Source organism: Enterobacter cloacae complex sp. P6RS (assembly GCF_014982245.1).
Taxonomy (GTDB): domain Bacteria; phylum Pseudomonadota; class Gammaproteobacteria; order Enterobacterales; family Enterobacteriaceae; genus Enterobacter; species Enterobacter bugandensis.
Genome location: NZ_JADCLB010000016.1, coordinates 11,682 through 33,194, shown reverse-complemented (window position 1 = coordinate 33,194; position 21,513 = coordinate 11,682). Strand labels below are relative to the sequence as shown.

Annotated in this window: 3 protein-coding genes; all 3 read right to left on the bottom strand. The window is 62.5% G+C overall.

What is annotated here, in order from left to right:
* Window positions 1-9 precede the first annotated feature (9 nt).
* Window positions 10-1,185 carry an HlyD family type I secretion periplasmic adaptor subunit gene (locus tag INF73_RS09700; protein ID WP_193540196.1) on the bottom strand — a complete coding sequence of 392 codons (1,176 nt, stop codon included), beginning with the start codon at window positions 1,183-1,185 and terminating at the stop codon, window positions 10-12.
* Complete coding sequence (locus INF73_RS09695) at window positions 1,182-3,359, bottom strand: type I secretion system permease/ATPase (RefSeq protein ID WP_193540195.1); 2,178 nt, start codon at window positions 3,357-3,359, stop codon at window positions 1,182-1,184. The genes INF73_RS09700 and INF73_RS09695 overlap by 4 nt, the downstream gene beginning before the upstream one ends.
* A 72-nt stretch (window positions 3,360-3,431) precedes the next feature.
* Complete coding sequence (locus INF73_RS09690; RefSeq protein WP_193540194.1) at window positions 3,432-21,437, bottom strand: Ig-like domain-containing protein; 18,006 nt, start codon at window positions 21,435-21,437, stop codon at window positions 3,432-3,434.
* Window positions 21,438-21,513 lie beyond the last annotated feature (76 nt).

Here is a 21,513-nt window from a genome sequence, read left to right as displayed (position 1 = left end):
CGCCAATCTTTATCTTTCGCGCAGCGCCTCTTTTGCCTTGTTCAGCGGTTTCAACAGATAATCCAGGATGGTTTTGCTGCCGGTTTTAATATCTACCGTTGCAATCATCCCTGGAAAGACCGGAAAGTCTTTGCCCTGCTTATTGGTCAGGTGGTTACTGTCGGTGCGGATATAGACGCGGTAGTAGTAGACATCTCTTTTCACCTCGTCCTGCAGGGTGTCCGGCGAAATCATGGTCACCTCGCCCTCCAGCCCGCCATAGATGGAGTAGTCATAGGCCGTAATTTTCACCAGCGCTTTCTGGCCGGGGTGGATAAACGCGACATCGCGCGGCGAGATTTTCGCCTCAACCACCATCTGGTCGTCCAGCGGGACCAGGCTCATCAGCTTGCCGTTCGGGGGAATAACGCCGCCCACGGTCGTCACGTCAATATCCTTCACAATCCCACGTACCGGCGCGTTGAAGGTCAGCCGGGTCAGGGAGTCCTCACGCCCTTTCATCACCGAACGCTGGGCTTCAATCTCCGCGTTAGCTTTCGCCAGCTCTTCGCGGGCGCGGACGTAATACTGATTTTTCATCTCGGTGATTTTATTCTCAAGCTCATTTTTTTGACGCTCAAGACGTAACACCTCAACCTTGCTGGCCGCCCCCTGGGTCACCAGCGGACGGGTCAACGACAGCTCGCGCTGCACCAGCTCGGCGCCCTGATGTAAGCCGGCCAGCCCTTTTTCAAGGCTCTCGCGACGGGACTGATAGAGCGCCGTTTCCTGTTTGACCAGCTCAACGTCATCGTCCAGTTCCTCGGGAAACGCGAGTTCCGTGTCGTTAACTTCGGCCTTCAGACGCGCAGCCGTTGCCAGCGCCGCGTTCAGACGAGACTCGCTCTCCAGCACGCTGGACTCGGTCTTAGTCCGGTCAAGCTGTGCCAGCTGCTGACCGCGCTCAACGATATCGCCTTCGCGCACCAGCAGGCTGTGGATAATCCCTCCTTCCAGGGACTGAATCACCTGCTCATGGGAGGACGGTATCACCTTGCCGCTGCCGGTCGTAACCTCATCCAGCTGGAACAGGCTCGCCCAGGCGATAAACACTGCCAGCAGGGCGAACAGCGACCATGCTACCAGCGAGGAACGCGGCAGGCGCGGCTCTTTCAGACGGCTGTTATAACGGGAGAAATCGTTCATGCCGCACCCTCCTCTGCTACAGCCGCCGGCTTCATGGTCACGGTGCGCTGTGCCGCTTTTTGCGGCGCCAGCCCGTGCTGATGCAGGATCGCGTCGCGCGGGCCGTCCATCACCACCTTGCCGTTTTCCAGTACAATAATGCGGTCGACCAAGTCCAGAATCGGCAGGCGATGGGTTGCTACCACCAGCGTCCGGCGCTTGCCCAGCCATTTGTGAAGATGCTGAATAAACTGCTTCTCGCTCATCTCGTCCAGCCAGGCGGTAGGCTCATCCAGCAGCAGGATATTCGGGGCAGTGATCAGCGCGCGCGCCAGCAGCAGCGCCTGACGCTGTCCGCCGGAGAGGCCCGTTCCGCCCTCGTTGATGATGGTGTTCAGCCCCATTTTCTGCTTACGCACGTACTCCAGCGCGCCGCTATTGACCAGCGCCTGATGAATTTCATCGTCGGTGGCGAGCGGGTTCCCCATCAGGATATTGTCCCGCACGGAGCCAAAGAACAGCCGCGCCTGCTGGCTAAGCAGCTGCATGTCGCGACGCAGGTCGGCCGGGTCCAGATGATTGAGAGCAATATCGTCCAGCAGAATGCTCCCCTGCTGCGGCTCCTGCATGCCCGCCAGAAGCTGCAGCAGCGTGCTTTTACCGGAGCCGTTACGCCCGAGCACCGCCACGCGCTCACCGGCGCGAATCTGCAGTTTGCCGAGGTTCAGCACGGTGAGTTTCTCTTCCTCGTCATAGTAGAAGCCGACGTCTTCCAGCCGGTAATCCCCGCGCAGGTGCGCTTTATGCACCTTCTTCCCGTGCTGCGGATCGTCAATCGGGCGCTGCATCAGGTCGTCCAGCCCCTTGCGGGCCACTTTTGCCGACTGCCAGCGCGAGAGCACGCCAGAGATCTGCGACAGCGGCGCGATGGTGCGCGATGCCAGAATCGAGGTTCCCACCAGCGCACCGGTGGTCATGTCGCCGCTGATGACCAGGTAACAGCCCACCAGCAGGACCACCGCATAGACGATGGACTGCACCTCCTGGGTCCAGGTCAACAGCAGCCCCGTCAGCCAGCGCTGCTTCATGCCGACGCTGGCGGCCACGTCGTTAGTGTTGTTCCACTGGTTCTGGAAACGCTGCTCGGCGCGCATCAGCTTGATGTCTTCAATACCCTGCACCGCCTCCACCAGCGTCGCGTTACGAATGGCGGATTCACGCATCCCTTCGCTGGAGAGTTTCCCCAGCGGGCGCTGCACCAGCAGGCCCGGAATGAGCAGCAGCGGCACGGCGAGCAGGACCACCAGCACCAGCGGGCCGCCAATCATCCACAGAATAAAGACGAACAGCAGGAAGAACGGCAGATCGGAGATCGCCGCAATGGTGGTCGAGGTGATGAGCTCGCGCACCGACTCCAGCTCGCGGATCTGGGCGATAAACGATCCGGTTGATTTGGAGCGCGCCCCGTTTTTAATTCGCAGCGCGTGGGCAAAGACGCGTTCTGAGATGCGCAGGTCGGCGCGTTTCCCCACCACGTCCGAAATATGCACGCGCAGCATGCGCATGATGAATTCAAACACGATGGCGAGCATGACGCCGCCAAACAGCACCCACAGCGTGGCCTCCGACTGCGACGGCACCACCCTGTCGTACACCTGCATGGAGAAGACCATGCCGGAGAGTGCCAGCACGTTAGCGACCAGCGCCACCAGCATGATGTCGCTGTAGCGGCGCCAGTCCTTCAGCGCCAGCTGCCAGAACCAGTTTTTCTCATACGGTTTGATGTAGTCGTCCACGCGGGCATCCGGCGTAGACTCTAGCGGGCGCAGCACCAGCAGCGTTTTCAACCGTGAGCCGAGCGCGTCCCGCGTTAGCGTCGTCTCCAGCCCGCCGTCGCCGCTGAACTGCAGGCTGACGTTGCCTTTGTTGTCCATGCGGTTAATGACCGCGATTTGACCGCCGGTGAATTCCGCCAGCAGCGGCAGGCGCCACGGATCGAGAGATGTTGCATCCGTCGCCACGCGCATTCCCAGCCCTAGCTGGCGCGCCATCTCCTCCAGCACCAGCTGGCGCGGAGACTGACTTTCATGGTTAATCGTGACCCGAACGTGCTCCACCGAAAAGTCCAGCCGGTAGTGCTTCGCGATGATGAGCATGCCCTGCAGCCAGGGTTCGTACTGTGGATGTGTCTTCATAATCTCCGGGTTAACGCCATTGGTGTAAAGTAACGACAAAAGGCCGCGAGGATTGCTCCCCGCGGCGTTGGTTTACGCAATTAACAGCTGATGGTTCGCCAGCAGCGTCGCCAGGTCCGTCTGCACGCCGTTCAGCGTCACCAGGGTGGTTGGCGAGAACTGGCCGCCTGTACCGTCCAGATCCACCTGGATTTCGGTATTGCTGCCGTTCTGCACCACGCGGACGTAATCGGTGATGTTGCCCGCGCTGCTGTCAAGCGTGGCCACGCCGTTCACGTAGCTCGCCGAGCCCGTGCCGGTATAGCCGCTGCCGGAGAGCAGATCGCGCAGGTCAATACGATCCGTGTCCGCGGTCCCTTCCCAGGTGCCGACGGTGAAGCCGTTCACCACGTCGTGACCGTTCCCGCCCGTCGCGTCCGACGCGTTGATCAGCTTATAGAGCAACGTGTCGTGACCGCCGCTGCCGATGTTGAAGGTGTCGTTCCCGCCGCGGCCTTCGAACTGGTTATCACCGCTGTTGCCGGTGATCACGTCGTCGTAATCCGAGCCGTTGATGCCCTCAATGTTGAGCAGTCGTGACGTACCGAACCCGGTGTCCTGCGCGGTAGAGAGACGCAAATCAACGGTTACGCCGGAAGTCGCATTGCGGTAATCCACCACGTCCATCCCGCCGGTGTTGCTCCAGGTGTCGTAGTCGGAATGGGTATTCCAGCCGCCGGAGCCGTTGTAGGTATAGGTGCCATCCTCTGCGATAAAGGTGTCGTTATACCCAGTCCCGGTGAGGGTCCCGCTGTGGCCGCCGGTGGCCGCTTCGGCCGTCAGGACGTAGCCCTCTTTGCCGTTGCCCGCCTCCAGACCGCTCCAGGTGACGTTATCCGACACGCCGTTGGTAATCTTCAGGATCTCGGCCGAATAGGTTTCATTCGGATCCAGCCCGTAGAAGCTCACCAGCGCAGAGGTATCGTTCGAACCAATACCAGACTGGGCGTTAATGATCTGCGACGCCACCAACACGCCCGCGGCGTTGTACAGATTGACCGTGTTGCCGTAGTAGGCATTGATGCCCTCGCTGTCGACAATGTGCAGGTGCATCGCGGTACCTTCGGCAATTTTGGCGCTGTTTTGCACCAGCACCACCTTGCCGTTCTGCTGCGACACCAGCAGATCCTTCGCGCCGTCCCAGTTGTAGTCCACTGCCGCCACGCCGGTGGCGTAGGCCAGGCCAGTTTTAAGCTGGCTGGCGGTCCAGCTGGAACCGTAGCCGTTGTTGGTGAACAGCGTCGCCGTCTGTGAACCGCCGTAGGTGCTGAGCTTGATGATGTCCATCTGCCCGTCCCCGTTCCAGTCCACCGCCACCGACAGATACCCCGCCGTGGCGTTAGAGGCTTCCACCGCGCTCTTGGTGGTTGAGAGCTTCCCGGTACCGTCGTTGTAGTAAATCACCCCGCCGTTGTTGTTGTAGCTGCTGCCCAGGTACAGATCCATGTAGCCATCGCCGTTGAAATCCGCCCACGTCATAGACGCCGCCGTGGTGGTATTCGCGGCGTTTACCACAAACACGTTGGTCAGGTTCTGGCCGATGGAGAGCGTGCCGTTGCCGTTGTTGTTGATCACGGTTAACGAGTACGCGCCGCTGCGGTTGGTGTGCTGGACAATATCCACCGTACCGTCGTTGTTCAGGTCAACGCCGGAGATTTCACGTCCGGAGTCGAACTGACCGTAGAAACCGCCCTCCCCGCCGGTGCCGTCCGGCGACAGGACGCCGTTGTTGTTCACCAGGTAGGTCAGTGAGTCCATACCGGCATCGCCGTACGCCAGATCCAGATAGCCATCGCCGGTTTTATCGTACGCAATCACGCCGCCGTACCAGATGGTGGTCCCCATCGCCAGCTGGCTGGCGTTATAGGTGCTGCCATCGTAGGTCCACATCACCTGAGTAGACCCGGCATAGGTATTCTCGGTCGCGAAGATATCCTGCGTGCCGTTACGGTCAAAGTCGGCGGCGGTCTGGCTCACCACGTAGTAGCCGCGGGTGTTGGTCAGCGTATTGCTGGCATAGGTCGAGCTATCGCTGCTGGAGTAAGCCTGAGTGTTCGCAATGATATTCCACAGACCGCTGCTGTTCATGCCGAGGGTCATGGTGGAGTTGTTGCTGTTCCCCGCCGTGGTCGCCCAGTCGGTATTCACCGTGGTGGTATCAATCACCAGGCTGCCGGTCGCCGTACCGGTGGTATTGCCGTTACCCGCGCTGCTCTTCACCTGCGCCGTCACACTGTAGCCCGCCACGCTCAGGGCATCGCCGTCCGGGATCTGCAGGTACCAGGTATTGTGATCCGGGTCGACTACCACGGCACCCCCCGTCTGGGAGGTGTAGGTTTTCCCGTTCACCGTCACCACCAGGTATTCACCGTTCACCAGGTCGGCGGAGACGGTACCGCTGACGATTGGGGTGGTATCTGACGTGGTCTGGGCGGTAATCGCCGCCGTGGTGGTCGGGATACTGGTATCAACGTTCAGCACGAAGCCGTCCGATTCCGTGTAGTTACCGGCTTTGTCGGTCACGCGCACGATGTACGTGTGGTTGCCATCGCTCAGGCCGTTATCCTGGAAGGACCAGCTTGCGCTGCCGTTCATGGTCACCTGACCGAGCAGAACGCCGTCGCGGTATAGCTGGACGATCTCGCCGTCTTCAGGGGCGCGGTTGAGCGTACCGTTGATCAGCGGCGCGTTATCGTCCGTTGCCACCGTGCTACCAAAGGTGCCCTGACGCTCGCCTTCACCATCGGTATAGCTCACTACCGTGCCTACCGTAGCTGGCGGCGTGGTGTCCACCGTCACCACCTGAGAGGCGGTGGAGCCGACGTTGCCCGCCTGGTCGATAATCCGCACCTGGTAGGTGTAATCTCCGTCAGGCAGATCGCGGGTATCGGTGTAGGTCCAGCGCTGATTAGTCACCGTGGTGTCAACCCAGGTGTTTCCGCCGTCAAGGCTGATCTGCACCCTCTCGTCGCTCGCCAGCGCGCTGCCCAGCGAGCCGTTGATGGTCAGGGTGGTGTCCATAGTGATGAAATCACTCCCGGACTGCCCGGTATCATCGCTGATGCTGTCGATGGTGATGCCGTACTGCGGCGCCTGGGTATCCACCGTCACGGTCTGGGTGGTAGTGGCACCGACGTTGCCCGCCTGATCGACTACCCGCACCTGATAGCTGTAATCGCCGTCGGCCAGAGTGCGCGTGTCGTTATAGCGCCACTGGGTACCGCTTACCGTGGCATACACCCAGGTGCTGCCGCCGTCCATGCTCACCTGCACGTACTCACCCGCTCCTAACTCTGCGCCAAGCGTGCCATGCAGGGTGTACGAGGTCGAACTGGTCAGGAAGTCGTTATTGTCGAAGCCAGTATCCACGGTGATGTTATCCACCGTCACCGTAATCGCCGCACCCGGGGCGACCGTATCGACGGTCACCTGCTGATGGGCGCTGGCGCCCACGTTGCCCGCCGCATCCACCACGCGCACGTAGTAGTCATAGGTCTGGTTACCCAGCGTACGTCCGTCCACGTAGTACCAGCTGTTGCCGGTGACAATCACGTTCTGCCAGGTGACGCCGCCGTCGATGCTGATCTGGGCATACTCGCCGTCGGCCAGCGTCGCGCCGAGCGAGCCGTGCAGCGTCAGGGACGTATCGTTGGTGATAAAGTCGCTGCTGCTCAGGCCGGTATCGTCGCTGATGCTGTCGATAGCGATCGTTTTGCTGGCGTCCGGCGCAACCGTATCAATCGACACGACCTGGCTGGCGGTGGCGCTGATGTTGCCCGCGTCGTCAATCACGCGCAGCTGGTAGTTGTAATCCCCGTCGGCCAGCGTACGACCGTCCACGTAGGTCCAGGTCAGGCCGCTCACGCTGACGTCGGTCCAGGTGACCCCGCCGTCGAGGCTGATCTGCGCGTGGTCGCCGCTGCCCAGCGCCGCGCCGAGCGTCCCTTTCAGGCTGATCTGGTTGTCGCTGGTGATAAAGTCGCTGCCGGACAGGCCGGTATCCTGGGTGACGGAATCCACGGTAATGGTCGTTGCCGCAGGCTTCGTCAGGTCAATCACCACGTCCTGGCTGTCCGTTGCCCCCACGTTGCCCGCGCTATCGATCACCCGCACCTGGTACTGATACGTACCGTCCGTCAGGGTGCGGCCATCGGTGTAGCGCCACGTGGTGCCGGTCACCGTCAGGTCAATCCAGATGGTGCCGCCGTCGAGGCTGATCTGCGCCTTCTCGTTATTGCCGAGCTGCGCGGTCAGGGAGCCGTTGACCACTACCTGCTTATCGTTGGTGATGAAATCCGTCGCGCTCAGGCCGGTGTCGTTTTGCAGCGAATCAATGCTGATGCCCATCGACGGCGCGGTGAGATCGACGGTGACGGTGTGGTTATCGCTGCCGCTGTTGCCGATGGCGTTGCTGACCTGCGCCTTAATCACGTACGAACCGCCGTCTGCCAGCGCGGTGACGTCTGCGCTGCCCACCGTGTAGCTCCAGGTGCCGTCATTCTGCACGGTCGCAGCGTAGGTTTTGCCGTTCAGGGTGATGGTCACCGTCTGGCCCGCAGGCGCGTCGGTGGTGCCGCTGACGACCAGCGGCGTGCCGTGTTCGGCCGCGTTGACGATATCGTCCTGCGCAAAGGTGTTAATGGTGATGGTTGGGACATCGCCATTCAGCGTCACGTCATGCGTTGCGCTACCCGGGTTGCCCGCCCTGTCGCTTACCGACGCGGTAATGGTGTAATCCCCGTCGCTCAGGCCGAGGAAATCACGCCCCGGCACGAAGACCGACCATGTTCCGTCCGCCCCGACGGTCGCCTGATAGCTGTGCCCGCTGAAGGAAACGGTCACCGTCTGGCCCTGTTCTGCCGTGGTGGTGCCGCGGATGGTCTGACCCGCCAGCTGCTCCGCGTTGTTGACGATATCGTCATCCGCCACGGTGCTGATGGTCACGGTCGGCGCAGCGGTATCCACCGTTAAGGTGTGCGTGGTCTGACCGCCGTTACCGGCTTTGTCGTTGACCGACGCGGTGACCGTCAGCGCCCCCTGGCTCAGAATAGCCAGATCTGCCGCCGGCACATCGAGCGTCCAGGTGCCGTCGCTGCCCACAAGCGCAGTGTAGGTTTTGCCGCCCAGCGTCACGGTGACGGTCTGGCCCGCCTCCGCGCTGGACGACCCGTGTACCGTCAGCGGCTGCTGCGCTTCCAGCGCGTTCAGCATGTCGTCACCCGACAGCGTCGCAATGCTCACGACAGGCGCAGTGGTATCCACGCTGATGCCGTGCGTCGCCGAGGCGCTATTGCCCGCGCTGTCCTGCGCCGACACGGACACCTGATAGCTCGCGCCATCGGCCAGGGCACCCACGTCTGCGGCCGGAACGGTGGTCGTCCAGCTGCCGTCGTTCTGGATGGTGGCCGTATAGGTCTTGCCGTTCAGCGTCACGGTGACCTGCGTCCCGCTGGCGAACTGGGCGCTGGAGCCGTTAATCACCAGCGAACTACCCGCTTCTGTCGCGTTGATGACGTCGTCACCGCTGAGGGTGTTCACCGTCAGCGCCACGGAAGCCGTATTCACCACCACATCGTGGGTCTGGGTGCTGCTGTTGCCCGCGCTGTCGGTAATGGTCGCGCTAATGGTCACGGTGCCGTCGGTCAGGGCAGAAATCACGCTGGCCGGAACGCCCACGCTCCAGTTGCCGCTGGCGTCAACGGTGGTGGTGTACTGGTTTGAACCGATGGTGATGACCAGCTTATCGCCGACGCTCGCGCCGGTTGCCGTTCCGCTCACGATCTGCGCCTGCCCGTGCTCCACGCTGTTGATGACGTCATCGCCCGCCACAGCCTTAAAGCTGACGGACGGCGGTGTGGTATCAAGCGTAATCGCTTTGCCCGCGCTGCCCGGGTTACCCGCAGCGTCGCTCACGCTGACCTGCACGCTGTAGCCGTTATCGGCCAGTGCGGAGAGGTCGGTGCCCGGTACGTTGACGCTCCAGATACCGCCCTGCTGCACCTGAGCGATATAGCTCTTGCCGCCCAGCGTCACGGTGACCGTCTGCCCGGCTTCCGCCGTGGTGGTGCCGGAGATGGCCACGCCCGCAGCCGCTTCGCTGCCGTTAATCACGTTATCACCTGCCACCGTATCAATCGTCACGGTCGGCGCGGTCGCATCCACGCTGTACTCGCGGCCTGCCGTCGCGCTGTTGCCGTGCACGTTGGTGACGCTCACCTGCACGCTGGCGTCGCCGTCCTTCAGGCCCGCGAGATCCGCGGAAGGCACGGTGGCCGTCCAGTTGCCGTCGGCATCCACTTTCGCAGTGTAGGTTTTGCCGCCGAAGGCGATTGTGACGGTCTGGTTTTCCTCCACGTTCGAGGTGCTGCCCGAGAGCACCAGATCCGCGCCTTTCTCCGCCGCGTTAATCACGTCGTCGGTGGCGATCGCATCGATGCTGATAGCCACGGCCGCCAGATCGACGGTGACGTCGTGACTGATGGAGACCGGGTTGCCCGCGCTGCTCTGACCTGCCACGGTGACGGTCACCGCGCCTGCTGCCAGGGCACCCACGTCTGCGGCCGGGATCGCCGCGCTCCAGGTACCGTTCGCCAGCACGGAGGCCGCATAAGTTTTGCCGTTAACGGTCACGGTGAGCGTGGTGCCCGCCGCCAGCCCGTCGCTGGAACCGGTGACGATCAGGTTCTGTCCGTGCTCGATGCTGTTGATCACATCATCGCCCGCCACGGTATTAATACGCAGTCCCGGCAGGCTGGCGTCTATAACGATTTCGCGCTCGCCCGCGCCGGTATTACCGTGGCCGTTGGTGACGGTCGCCGACACGGTCAAATCGCCGTTGCCCAGCGCCGTCAGGACGGACTCCGGCACGCTCACGGACCAGGTCAGATCGCTCTGCACCGTCGCGGTGTAGCTGTTGCCGCCGATGTTCACCGTCACCGTGTTACCGGCTTCCGCGTTCGCCACCTTACCGGTGATGGTCTGGCCTGCCGCCACTTCTGCCGCGTTGATGACGTTATCACCCGCCACGGTGTTGATGGTGACGGTCGGCAGCGCGGTGTCGACCAGCAGGTTCGCCGTATTGCTGACGCTATTGCCCACGCCGTTGGTCGCGGCTGCGCTCAGGGTGTAATTCGCTTCGCCCAGACCCGCCAGATCCGCCGCCGGAACCGTCAGGCTCCAGGTGCCGTCTGCGGCGGTCGTTGCAGTGTAGCTTTTTCCGTTGAGGGTCACGGTCACGAGGGTGCCTTCCGCGAGGTTGGCGCTGGTGCCGCTGACGCTTAGTTCCTGACCTTTTTCCACCGCGTTCAGGACGTTATCGCCGCTGATGGCGTTAAAGCCCACGGACGGCAGCCCGGTGTCCACGGTGACGTTATGGCTGCCGCTGCCGGTGTTGCCCGCCGCGTCGGTAACAGACGCAGTGACGGTCACGGTGCCGTCGCTGAGGCCGGAAATCACGCTGGCCGGGACGCCCACGCTCCAGTTACCTGCTGCGTCCAGCACGGTGGTGTAAGTCTGGCCGCCAATCGTGACGGTGACCTTATCGCCCGCTGCCGCGCCTGTGGCAGTGCCGCTGATGATTTGCGCTTGCGCGTGCTCAGCGAGGTTAATCACGTCATCGCCCGCCACGGTGTTGATGGTCACCGCAGGCACGGTCACGTCCACCGTCAGGTTATGGTTTACGGATGCCGGGTTGCCCGCCTTGTCGCTCACGCTCGCAGTAACGGTGACGCTGCCGTCGCTGAGCGACGCCAGATCCGCTGCCGGAACGTCCAGCGTCCAGCTGCCGTTCGCGCTGACGGTTGTGGTGTAGTCCTTGCCGTTCAGCGACACGGTCACGGTCTGGCCCGCTTCGGCGGAGCTGGTGCCGGAAACCGCCAGGTCAGACTGCGCTTCCGTGGCGTTCAGGATGTCGTCAGTCGCCATCGTATTAATGGTGACGGATGGCGCGGTGGCATCCACGCTGTACTCGCGGCCCGCCGAGGCGCTGTTGCCGTTCACGTTGGTGACGCTCACCTGCACGCTGGCGTCGCCGTCCTTCAGGCCCGCCAGATCCGCAGCCGGCACGGTATAGGTCCAGTTGCCGTCTGCTTCTACGGTAGTGGTGTAGATTTTACCGTTCAGGCTCAGGGTGACGGTCTGCCCGGCTTCCACGTTGGTGGTCGCGCCGGACAGCACCAGATCCGCCCCTTTCTCCGCCGCGTTGATCACGTCGTCGGTGGCAATGGCGTTGATGCTGATGGCAACAGAGGCCAGATCGACGGTGACGTCGTGGCTGATGGTAATCGGGTTACCCGCCGCGCTGTCGCCGGTGACGCTGATTTTTACTGTGCCTTCCGGCCACGCGCTCACGTCCGCAGACGGAACCGCCGCGCTCCAGGTGCCGTCCGCCAGCACCGTCGCCGCATAGTCTTTGCCGTTCACGGTAACGGTCAGCGCCGTGCCCGCCGCCAGCCCGTCGCTGGAGCCGGAAACGATCAGGTTCTGCGCATGCTCAATGCTGTTGACCACGTCGTCGCCCGCCACGGTGTTCACGCGCAGGCCCGGCAGGTTAGCGTCTATCGCGATCTCACGCTCGCCGCTGCCGGTGTTGCCGTGGCCGTTGGTGACGGTTGCCGTCACGCTCAGGCTGCCGTTGCCGAGTGCGGTCAGCACATCAGACGGCACGTTCACGGACCAGCTCAGATCGTTCTGCACCGTTGCGGTATAGCTGTTGCCGCCAATGGTCACGGTTACGGTGTTGCCCGCTTCGGCATTCGCCACGGTACCGCTCAGGGTCTGGCCTGCCGCCACTTCCGCCGCGTTGATAACGTTATCGCCCGCCACGGTGTTGATGGTGACGGTCGGCAGCGCGGTGTCGACCAGCAGGTTCGCAGCGCTGCTCACGCTGTTGCCCACGCCGTTGGTGGCGGTCGCATTGAGGGTGTAACTGGCCTGACCGAGACCGGCCAGATCCGCAGCCGGAACCGTCAGGCTCCAGGTGCCGTCCGCCGCGGTCGTTGCGGTGTAGTTCTTACCGTTCAGGGTCACGGTCACCACGGTGCCTTCCACCAGGTTGGCGCTGGTGCCGCTGACGCTCAGATCCTGACCTTTTTCCACCGCATTCAGAACGTTATCGCCGCTGATGGCGTTGAAGTTGACCGATGGCAGACCGGTATCGACGGTGACGTTATGGGTGCCGCTTCCGGTGTTGCCCGCCGCGTCGGTAACAGACGCAGTGACGGTCACGGTGCCGTCGCTGAGGCCGGAAATCACGCTCGCCGGGACGCCCACGCTCCAGTTACCTGCCGCGTCCAGTATGGTGGTGTAAGTCTGGCCGCCGATGGTCACGGTGACCTTATCGCCCGCTGCCGCGCCTGTGGCAGTGCCGCTGATAATCTGCGCCTGACCGTGCTCGGCAACGTTAATCACGTCGTCGCCCGCCACGGCGTTGATGGTGACCGCAGGGACGGTCACGTCCACCGTCAGGTTATGGTTTACGGATGCCGGGTTGCCCGCCTTGTCGCACACGCTCGCGGTTACGGTCACGCTGCCGTCGCTGAGCGCCGCCAGATCCGCCGCCGGAACGTTCAGCGTCCAGCTGCCGTCCGCGCCGACGGTTGTGGTGTAGTCTTTGCCGTTCAGCGTCACGGTCACGGTCTGGCCCGCTTCGGCGGTGCTGCTGCCGGAAATCGCCAGGTCAGACTGCGCTTCCGTGGCGTTCAGAATGTTGTCGGTCGCAATCGTATTAATGGTGACGGACGGCGCGGTGGCATCCACGCTGTACTCGCGGCCCGCAGAGGCGCTGTTGCCGTTGACGTTGGTGACGCTTACCTGCACGCTGGCGTCACCGTCCTTCAGGCCCGCCAGATCCGCAGCCGGCACCGTGGCGGTCCATTTACCCGCCGCGTCCACCGTGGCGGTGTAGTTCTTGCCGCCGAAGGTGATGGTGACGGTTTGATTTTCCTCCACGTTTGAGGTGGTGCCGGAGAGCTCCAGATCCGCCCCTTTCTCCGCCGCGTTAATCACGTCGTCGGTGGCAATGGCGTCGATGCTGATAGCGACGTTCGCCAGATCCACCGTCACATCGTGGCTGATGGAAACCGGGTTACCGGCGCTGCTCTGGCCCGCAACGGTCACGGTAACCGTGCCTGCGGCCAGCGCACCCACGTCCGCCGCCGGGATTGCGGCGCTCCAGGTGCCGTCCGCCAGCACGGTCGCCGGATAGGTTTTGCCGTTTACGGTCACGGTCAGAGCCGCACCCGCCGCCAGCCCGTCGCTGGAGCCGGTGATAATCAGGTTCTGTCCGTGTTCGATGCTGTTGATCACGTCGTCGCCCGCCACGGTGTCCACGCGCAGGCCCGGCAGGCTGGCGTCTATCGCGATCTCACGCTCGCCGCTGTCGCTGTTGCCCACGCCGTTCGTCACGCTGGCGGTTACAATCAGATCGCCGTTGCCCAGCGCCGTCAGGACCGATTCCGGTACATCGACGGACCAGGTCAGATCGCTCTGTACCGTCGCGGTGTAGCTGTTGCCGCCAATCGTTACGGTCACGGTGTTGCCCGCTTCGGCATTCACCACGGTGCCGCTAATAGTCTGACCTGCGGCCACTTCTGCCGCGTTGATGACGTCATCGCCTGCCACGGTGTTGATCGTGACGCCCGGCAGAACGGACTCCACGTTCACGGTGTGCGAAGTGCTGGTGCTGTTGCCGACGCTGTCCGTTGCGGAGGCAGTGACGGTGTAAAGCGCTTCACCCAGCTGCCCCACCTCGCTCGCCGGAACCGTCGTGGACCATTGGCCGTTGGCCTCAACCGTGGCGCTGTAGGCTTTGCCGTTGAGCATCACGGTCACCACCGCGCCCGCCGCCAGTCCGGAAGCCGTACCGGTGATGGTCAGATCCTGCGTTTTCTCGCTGCTGTTGATCACATCGTCACCGGAGACGGTGTCGATGGTCAGCACCGGCGCGCTCAGGTTGACTTCCACCTCGCGCGTCGCGCTGTTGCTGTTTCCGGCTTTGTCGGTCAGCGCCGCGGTGATGGTGTAATCCCCGGCGGTCAGGGCACCGACGTCCGCCGCAGGCACGCCCACGCTCCAGTTGCCGGACGCATCCAGCGTCGCCGTGTAATCTTTGTTATTGATGGTGACGGTCACCACGTCGCCCGCCGCCGCGCCGGTCACTGAGCCGGTAACGATCAGAGCCTGCCCGTGCTCGGCGCTGTTGATCACGTCGTCATCGGAAACGGTGTTGATGGTCAGCTGTGGCACGGTGGTATCGACCAGCACATCGCGAGCAGCGGAGGCCGGGTTGCCCGCTTTGTCCGACACGGCGGCGCTGACGGTATAGTTCCCGTCGGTAATCGCGCCCAGATCCGCAGAAGGCACGGTCACGCTCCAGCTGCCGTTTGCCTGCACGGTGGTGGTGTAATCCACGCCGTTCAGCGTGACGGTCACGGTCTGGCCCGCTTCGGCGTTAGAGACGCCGTTGATGACCAGATCCTGCTGCGCTTCGGCGGCATTGATGATGTTGTTGTCGCTGACGATTTCGATGGAGACCGTCGGCGCGGTGGCGTCCACGCCGTACTCGCGTCCCGCCGAGGCGCTGTTGCCGTTCACGTTGGTGACGCTCACCTGCACGCTGGCGTCGCCATCCTTCAGCCCAGCCAGATCTGCCGACGGCACGGTCGCCGTCCAGTTGCCGCTGGCATCCACTTTCGCCGTGTAGGACTTGCCGCCGAACGTGATGTAAACCGTCTGGTTCTCTTCCACGTTGCTGGTGGAACCTGAAAGCACCAGATCTGCGCCTTTTTCTGCCGCATTAATCACGTCGTCGGTCGCAATCGCGTCAATGCTGATAGCAACCGTCGCCAGATCGACCTTCACGTCGTGGCTGATGGAGACCGGGTTGCCTGCCGCGCTATTTCCCTCGACCTTCACGGTGACCGTGCCTGCGCCGAGCGCGCTGACGTCTGCCGCCGGAATGGCCGCCGTCCAGGTACCGTCTGCCAGCACCGTGGCCGCGTAGGTTTTGCCGTTGACGATCACGCTCAGCGCCGCGCCCGCTGCCAGGCCGTCGCTGGAGCCGGTAATAATTAGGTTCTGCGCATGCTCAATGCTGTTAATCACGTCGTCGCCCGCCACAGTATCGACGCGCAGGCCCGGCAGATTGGCGTCGATGGTGATCTCGCGCTCGCCGAAGCCGGTGTTGCCGTGGCCGTTAGTGACGCTGGCTGACACCGTCAGATCGCCGTTACCGATGGCGGTTAAGGCCGCGGACGGCACGTTGACCGACCAGCTCAGATCGTCCTGAACCGTCGCGGTATACGTATTGCCGCCAATTGAAAGGGTGACAGTGTCACCGCTCGCCGCGCCGCTCACCTTCCCGCTCAGGGTTTGTCCGGAATCGACTTCCGCCGCGTTAATCACGTCATCGATGGCGATTACGTTAATGGTAACCTGTGGCAGCGCGCTGTCGACCAGCACGCTATGGCTGGCGTTCGCGCCGTTGCCTGCGCTATCGGTCACGCTTGCCGTGACGGTATAGCTCGCTTCGCCCAGCGCAGAGACGTTCGCCGCCGGAACGGTCACGCTCCAGCCGCCGCTGGCGTTGGTGGTCGCGGCATAGCTGATGCCGTTCAGGATCACCGTAATGGCAGTACCTTCCGGCTGGTTGCTGGTGCCCGAAATCAGCAGATCCTGGCCTTTCTCGACCGCGTTAATCACGTCGTCAAGCGCCAGGGTATTGAAGGCAATCTCCGGCGCGGCCAGGGAGACGTCAAATTCATGCGTGGCGGTGGTGCTGTTACCCGCTTTGTCGGTGAGGGTCGCGGAGATCGTCTGCTCGCCGTTAGCCAGCGCGCCCACGTCTGCCGCCGGAACGCCCACGCTCCAGCTTCCGGACGCGTCCAGCATCGCGGTGTAGTCTTTGCCGTTCAGGGTGACGGTAATGACGTCACCCGCCTGCGCGCCCGTGACCTTGCCGGAGACGATCAGCGCCTGGCCGTGCTCGGCAATATTCACGATGTCGTCGCCCGCGACGATGTTGAAACTGATCTGCGGCACGGTGGTATCCACCAGCACGGAGGCATCCGCGCTGGCCGGGTTACCCGCCTTATCGGACACGGTCGCCGTGACCGTGGCGTTACCGTCGGTAATGCCCGCCAGATCGGCTGCCGGCACGTCCAGCGTCCAGCTGCCGTCAGCCTGCACCTGCGCGGTGTACTGGTTGCCGTTGAAGGTTACGGTGACCGTCTGGCCTGCTTCGGCAGTGGACGTACCGCTCAGGGTCAGATCCTGCGCTGCCTCAGCCGCATTCAGCATGTTATCGCCGCTGATGGTGTTGATGGTCACCGTTGGCGCGGCGGTATCGACGCTGAACTCCTGCGCAGACGACGCCGCGTTGCCGTTCACGTTGCTCACGCTGACCTGCACGCTGGCGTCACCGTCCTTCAGTCCGCTCAAATCGGCTGCCGGTACGGTGTACGTCCAGTCGCCGTTGGCGTTCACCGTCGTGGTGTAGGTTTTACCCGCAAAGGTGATGGTGACGGTCTGGCCCGCTTCTACGTTCGCGGAGGAGCCGGAAAGCACAAGATCCTGGCCTTTTTCTGCCGCGTTGAGCACGTTGTCCGCGGTCACGCTGTTGATGCTGACGGCGACCGGCGCGAGATCGACGTCCACGACGGTGCCGATAGTCACCGGGTTACCGGAAGGATCCTGCGCGCTTGCCTTGATATCCAGCGAACCGTCCGCCCACAGGGACACGTCCGCTGCCGGAACCGCCGCCTGCCAGGTACCGTCCGCCAGTACGGTTGCGGAATAGATCTTGCCGTTAATGGTCACCGTGACGGTGCTGCCCGCTGCCAGATCGGTGCTTGAACCAGAAACAATCAGGTTCTGAGCGTGCTCAATGACGTTAATGACGTCATCACCCGCAACGGTATCAATACGCAGGCCCGGCAGTTGGGCGTCGATGGTGAAGTCCAGCGAAGACGAACCGGTGTTGCCGTGTGCGTTGGTGACGCTGGCCGATACGGTCAGTTCGCCGTTGCCGAGCGCGGTTAACTGGCTCTCGGTTAACGGCAGGCTCCATGAGAGATCGTCCTGCACGGTAGCGGTGTATGTCTGCCCGCCGAGGATAATCGTGACGGTATCGCCCGATGCCGCGTTAGAGACCTTCCCGGTCAGGGTTTGCCCTGCGGTGACTTCCGCCGCGTTGACGATATTGTCGGTCGCGAAAGTGTTGATAGTGACTACCGGCAACGCGCTGTCCACCAGCACATCGTGCGAGGTTGAGGCGCTGTTGCCCACATTATCGGTAACGCTCGCCGTCACGGTGTAATTGGCTTCGCCCAGCGCGCTCACCGCAGAGGCGGGCACGGTGACGCTCCAGCTGCCGCTGGCGTTAGTGGTGGCGGTGTAGTTGATACCGTTCAGGTTTACGGTGATTGTGGTCCCTTCCGGCTGGTTGCTGGTACCGGAAAGCAGCAGATCTTCACCCTTCTCTGCCGCATTGATCACGTCATCTACGGCCAGCGTGTTAATACCGATAACAGGCGTCACGGTATTCACCACCACATCCAGAGAACTGCTGCCGGTGTTGCCGGAGCGATCGGTCACGGAGACGTTAATGGTCCAGGTACCGTCCGTCAGCCCCTGAACGACGGATGCAGGCAGGCCGAGGCTCCAGTTGCCCGCCGCGTCCACCGCGGTGGTGTAGTCCACGTTATTAATAGTGATGGTGACCAAATCGCCCGCCGCCGCGCCGGTGACGGAGCCGCTCAGGATCTGCGCCTGAGAATGGGCCAGCTGGTTAACGGTGTTGGTGTCGGTGACAAAGTCATTAATGGTCACCTGCGGCACGGTGGCATCCACCAGTCCAACGCGGTCCGCACTGCTGCTGTTACCTGCCACGTCGCTGACGGAGGCCGTCACGGTGACAGTGCCGTCTGCCAGCGCGCCAACGTCGGCGGCAGGCACGTTCAGCGTCCAGGTGCCGTCAGCTTGCACGGTAGTTTGATAGTTTTTGCCGTTCAGCGTCACGGTGACCGTCTGGCCCGCTTCAGCGGTTGTGCTGCCGCTGAGCACCAGATCCTGCTGCGCTTCTGCCGCATTGATGATGTTGTCGTCGGTCAGATTATCGAGCGTAATGGTCGGCGGCTGCGTATCGACGGTCACCACGCGTGAGGCGTCCGCGCTGTTGCCGCTGACGTTGGTCACGCTGACGCTTACCTGCGCCCGCCCGTCAATCAGCGTTTCCATGGCGTGCGCCGGGACGGTCAGGCTCCAAGAGCCATCCTGCTGCACCTGCGCGGTAAAAGTCTGGTCGGCAAATTTCACTACAACGGTTTGCCCCGCCTCCACGCCCTGCGTCTGGCCGGAAAGGGTTAAATCGCTCCCTTTTTCTGCCGCGTTCAGCAGGTCATCGCCGGAGACGGTATCAATGGTGACCGCCACGGCGTTGAGATCGAGTTCAATCGGGTGTTCAGCCGCAACGGTGTTGCCCCAGGCATCTTCCGCGCTGACGCTGACCGTCATACCTCCGGCCGTCCAGGCCTGCAGATCCGCAGCAGGAACGCCAATGCTCCAGCCGCCGCTGGCGGTCACCACGGCCTGATAGTCGACGTTGTTGATGGTGACGACAATCGGCGTACCTGCGGCCAGATGGGTGCTGGCGCCGGTGACGGTCAGATCCTGCTGTTGCTCGATGGCGTTGATTACGTCATCGCCGGAAATGGTGTTTACGCGCAGACCCGGCAGTTCCGCGTTGATATTGATATCGCGCTCGCCGGTGCCGGTATTACCGTGCCCGTTGGTCACGGAGGCGGTAAAGGTCAAATCCCCGTCGCCGAACGCCTGAAGATCCGCTGAAGGGATCGTGACGTTCCAGGTCAGATCGCTGCCCACCGTGGCGCTGTAACTCTTACCGCCAACGGTAACAGACACCGTATCGCCCGCCGCCGCGCCGGTAACGCGGCCACTGAGGGTTTGGTCCACGCCCGCTTCGGCGTTATTAACCAGGTTATCCCCCGCAAAGGTGTTAATGATCACCTTCGGCAGCACGGTATCGACCAGCAGATTCGCCTCTGCGGAGCCGCTGTTACCCACGCTGTCGGTGCCGCTGACGCTGACGCTATAAAGGGTGTTCGCCAGATTCAGGACGTCGGATACCGGCACCTGAACCGCCCAGATACCGTTTTCGACGGTCGCCTGATAGCTGACGTTATTCAGCGTCACGGTAACGGCGCTGCCGTCCGGCAGGTTGCTGGTGCCGCTCAGGCTCAGCGGCTGCATCGCCTCCCGGGCATTCAGCACGTTGTCCTGGCTGATGGCGTCAATCGTAAATTCCGGCGGGTTGCCGCTCAGCGCAATGCCGTGCGTGGCGCTACCGGTGTTCCCCGCTGCGTCGGTGACGGAGACGGCAATGGTGTGGTTGCCCTCACCCAGCGCGCCGACGACGGAGGCAGGAACGCCCACGCTCCAGCTGCCGTCTGCCTGTACGACGCCGGTGAAGGTCTGGCCGCCAACGGTCACGGTGACGACATCGCCTGCCGCCGCGCCGCTCGCCTGCCCGGAAATAATCTGCGCCTGGCCCTGCTCGCTGGTGTTGAGGATATCGTCGCCCGCGACGGTGTTGATGGTGACGACCGGCGCGTTGGTATCTACCGTGAAATCCGCGGTCACGGACGAGCCGTTGCCAGCTTTGTCGCTGACGTTCACCGTCAGGGTGTGGTGACCTTCATTGAGGGCCTGCACCTCGCTGGCCGCCAGCGTGACGGACCAGGTGCCGTCGCTGCCCACCGTGGCGTTATAATTTTTGCCGTTCAGCGTCACCGTCACAATCTGCCCGGCTTCCGCGTTGGTTTTACCACTCAGCGTCAGCGGCTGGTTGTGCTCAGCGGCATTAATGATGTTGTCCTGCGCGAGCGTATCGACGGAGAGCGTTGGCGCAGCGGTATCCACGCCAATCGTCTGGCTTCCGCTCACGGTGTTACCCGCCGCGTCTTTGCCGCTGACGCTAACGGTCCAGGTACCGTCGCTGAGCGCCTGCGCGTCTGCCGCAGGCACGTTAACGCTCCACGCGCCGTCTGCTCCCACCTGAGCGGTGTAGGTTTTGCCGTTCAGCGTTACGGAAACGTCGGTTCCCTGCGCCAGATGCTGGCTGCTGCCGGACAGCGTAAAGCCTGCGGACTGTTCGCTGGCGTTAATCACGTTGTCACCCGCCGTTGTCGCCAGCGTAAGCGTGGCCTCGGACGTAGAAACGGTCACGGTGATGTTGCCCGCTGACGTGGTTTTACTGCCGTCGATCTGCACCACCGACCAGGTGTGCTCTCCGTCGGCCTGGGTCGGGAGTTTTACCGTCCAGGTGCCGTCTTTACCGACCATCGCGCTGGCGATGGTGCTGCCGCTGCCGTCTTTAATCTGGATGGTCGCGCCCGGCTGACCGGTACCGCTGAAGGTCGGCGCGTTATCGTCCGTGAGGGCGTTTGCGCTCAGCACTCCCTGCTTGTCGCCCACCTTGTCCGACAGCAGGAAGGTAGGCGTGGCGCTTTCCACTTCTTTGGTGTTATCAATGACTTTCGTTTTGGTTTCGCCGTCACCGCCGTGGGCCAGCAGTGCGCCGATAGCACCGCCGCCTAACGCCGCCCCTGCAATCCAGCCCCACGGGGCATCGCTCAGGGCGCTTCCCTGCTCCAGGAAGGGTTCAATGCTGCTAATGGGTGTGGCCTGCGCGGTTAATTCAGTCGCGGCAACGCCTGACGCTTCCCCGGCATCGGCAAAAGAGAGATGAGTCAGTTCCTGCCCGTCGTTGAACACCAGCTCTGACTGATGTTGGGTTTCAGGATCTTCAACAAAATAGTTATTGCAGCGAATAACACTGCCGTCCTTCATATAAATGAGAAGGTCTTTACCCTGGCGGACATAACGCACCACGTCCTGAGCAGAGCCCTGAATTTCAATCACGCTCGGCGATGAAATAGAGACCGACAGATTTCCTTCGCCGGTTAATTTCGTTTTCTCCGCCGTTTTGCGAATGATGACATCAACAACCTTTACGTTACTCATATTCCTCTCCTTGCAGGTGTACGGATCCCTGTGGATATATCCACCAGACGGATGTAACTATCCCTGGGAAAAAACA

What these genes read in the sequence shown, in the direction of transcription:
- INF73_RS09700 (WP_193540196.1), bottom strand. Translation starts at nt 1,185, where the DNA reads ATGAACGATTTCTCCCGTTATAACAGCCGTCTGAAAGAGCCGCGCCTG.
- INF73_RS09695 (WP_193540195.1), bottom strand. Translation starts at nt 3,359, where the DNA reads ATGAAGACACATCCACAGTACGAACCCTGGCTGCAGGGCATGCTCATC.
- INF73_RS09690 (WP_193540194.1), bottom strand. Translation starts at nt 21,437, where the DNA reads ATGAGTAACGTAAAGGTTGTTGATGTCATCATTCGCAAAACGGCGGAG.